Below are 2,919 nucleotides of genomic sequence, written 5' to 3' on the forward strand. Positions count from 1 at the left end.
AATCCGAGCTTCTCTCTCTTCAACTTTCAATGGTTAGAGAGCATATGATGAATAGTCCTGCCTTTCTCAAATTGATTCTTCGCGAACTGTCCCTTAAGCTTTACCATAATGTCGTTGTGAAGACATTGACTTCATCGGCCCCACTAAAGACGAGGATCGCATCCTATCTCTTGTTGATGACCTCGGATGAAAGGAATGAAAGAATGCTGGACGAACTGGAAACTGAAAGTCAAGCTGAGATCGCCGAACTCCTGGGGGCCAGCTACCGCCACGTTAACAGGGTCCTTAACGAACTAAGCTCTGAAGGTGTAATTGAAGTCAGCAGATCACAGATAAAGATAGTCGACTTCGACATGCTAAAGAATTCGGCTTCGGATCTGTACGGGTGAATGAAAGATGATTAAGGGCATTCTCTTTTCCGTGACCGCAGGCGTAGTAATCGCCATGCAGAGCGTTTTCAGCGCGAGACTCAGCGAGAAGGTAGGCTTTTTCGGCTCGAATTTCTTCATACACGGCACCGGTTTTTTCCTTGCTTCAGTTCTTCTACTGCTCTTCGGAAAGGGCGAGCTAAGCATCGAATCGCTAAAAGGACTGAATCCGATCTATGCAACTTCGGGGTTCATAGGCGTTCTGATTATCATTAGCATTGCGCAAGGAGTGTCTGCTCTTGGCGCCGGCAGAGGGATCGTGATAATTGTTATCACACAGATAATCTTCGCATTGGTAATAAATGTCTTGGGTTTGTTCGGCGAGACACCTCTTCACCTGACTCCAGCGAAAATCACAGGCCTGTTCTTAATGCTTTTCGGAGTCCTGATCTATCAGCTTTCGAAGTGAGTGCGATGAGACGCAACTATCTCCAATAGCACAACGCCTTCATCCCGTCCAGTAATCTGGTCTGAGAGCTGCCGTCGAGTCTTCTTGCCTTTGTTGCTCACGTCATAGGTGTCGACAATCGGTCATAAGAACATACTACTTGTTTGAATTATGAATGTTCAGTAGTTGTTGACTGGTGCCATGTATTCTCTTTAGACAAAATAGGGGGTACAGGTGTGAAAGCAAAACTTGTGTTTTTTGATCTTGCTTCTATCCGCGCCGGTTCTAGGCAACGCTCCTAAGAGATCGAAGGAGTATTTCCAGAGTCATAATGATCTGAAACTCACGATCGAGTTCGCGCTGACTTTCGAAGAGGCCAAAGAGATCATCTTGAGGCACTATCCAGATCTCAAGAGCGATGAAGAGATTAGGCGATTCATTGTGGATAGAGATATTCAAAGGCATGTTGTTGAAGGTGTCGAGATGTATTTTGCAAGCTTTGAGCACAACCTTTACACCCGCTATCCAGAACTGGTTAAGAGAGAACCGAGCTGGTCGGCCACCAACACTTTGCTGGTCAAGAACCTTCTCAGCGAATATGCGCTTCGGCAAACACCTTTTGCCAATTTTAGATCCAGCTTCAGCCCATATTTCAATCCTAAAGAGTACCTTGTTGAATATACTTTGCAAATTGAAAGGTCCTTGTTGCGGAAGCGGGCTCTCTGAGAATCTGGCTGCCGATTTCACTACAGAATGCAACTCAAAAGAAAATCTTCGTTCTCGAAGTCATTCCGAAAGAAGCAATGGTTGGACTACCGAGAACAGATGGCAACACAGCCTATATTCTTTTCAAATTCGATCTTTCGGATCTGTGAGATGATCTAGACATTGCGGTGAAATTCACTTTCAGACACTACCAACAACAGTTCAATGTCGATCCTGAAGAGGTTGGAAACTATGACACCGAAAGCTCCCTGTACAGGGAATTCACAAAGTCTGAAGGCGACATCTACTTCTATGAAAGGTTCGAGCAACTGGCCAGAAGCATTGTTTAAGATGAGACAACCCCCTTCCTCCAGACCAGAAAGATATATTACTGCGTTGGGGGGGAGAATATCTCTTACAGCTACATGGCTCACGCTTCAATCGATGCGTCAGACGTTCCAGAAAGCGTCTATTCCTTCGAGCATTGGTTCAGAGATTGCGGAACCCAGTCGATTTTCTTCTCCGCCCTCTGCAGATCTATCGGGATACCGGCAAGTACACGGGAGGTTTTCAGATTTTTGCTGGAGAACTCGGAACTTATTTCTGGGCCGAGTCTTATCTACCCATATATTGGATTCCCATCGACACATCCGCGGTCCAAATTGCGACTTATAGCTTTGGCATCACGAGCAAGAACGAAGGGAATTCATCGACTACTTATTCGGAAACCAGGACTCTTCAAGATTCATTGTCCAGAACTCGGCCAATTACATACCGGAAGAAAGGCCAGCGGATATTCAGTCTCTCGAAATCACCATGCAGTGTCCTTACGTGGAAAGTGAGTTTGGAAATGAGAAACTGGAAGTGACAATAGCGATACTTGAATCATTTGAGATGAAGACGACTCTGTTGAGATGATTCTTGAAAGCGTGATCCATTGAAATTATTTAGTCGATTCAGCCCGGGGAAACTTCCCGGGGCTTCTATTTGCGAAATAGACGAGCAACTAAATGGCGTTTTGTCCCGGCTTCACGTAGGAAATGGAAACTCGTCCAGATACGGAGAAAGGTGGCTCGTGAATCGTCAATATTCGCAATATTGTCTCTTCGAAAGAGGCGCTTCGCCTAATGTACGGTGATGGTCAAGAAGAAACATGATACCATTCAGAGAGAATAGTCGACAGCGAAAGGAAGTTGAGTATGAAGATCTCGAAGGACCACGCAAAGAGGATTTTGCTCTCCTACCAGAATTTGTTACCTCCAAAAAGGATTCAGGGTAGTGATGAAATACTTCAGTTTGTCAGAAAAGTCGGTTGTCTGCAGTTCGATCCGCTGAACATAGCCGGGATGAACACAGACCTGGTTCTACAATCTAGAGTGAAAAATTACAGACCGGAAA

The 2,919-nt window shown here is 45.3% G+C and carries 3 protein-coding genes and 1 pseudogene; all 4 read left to right on the plus strand.

The features are described from left to right. Window positions 1–389: helix-turn-helix domain-containing protein (locus ENN47_11620; GenBank protein ID HDP78799.1), on the plus strand; the 389-nt coding region annotated here is incomplete at its 5' end. Between the two features lie 7 nt (window positions 390–396). Beyond that, complete coding sequence (locus ENN47_11625) at window positions 397–837, plus strand: EamA-like transporter family protein (GenBank protein HDP78800.1); 441 nt, start codon at window positions 397–399, stop codon at window positions 835–837. A 228-nt stretch (window positions 838–1,065) separates the two neighbouring features. After that, a pseudogene (locus ENN47_11630) lies at window positions 1,066–2,439 on the plus strand (transglutaminase domain-containing protein). Window positions 2,440–2,720: 281 nt separating this feature from the next. After that, on the plus strand, window positions 2,721–2,919 hold a 199-nt coding region (locus ENN47_11635; protein HDP78801.1), incomplete at its 3' end, for a hypothetical protein.

Origin of the sequence: Mesotoga infera (assembly GCA_011045915.1) — a bacterium.
Lineage (GTDB): Bacteria > Thermotogota > Thermotogae > Petrotogales > Kosmotogaceae > Mesotoga > Mesotoga infera_D.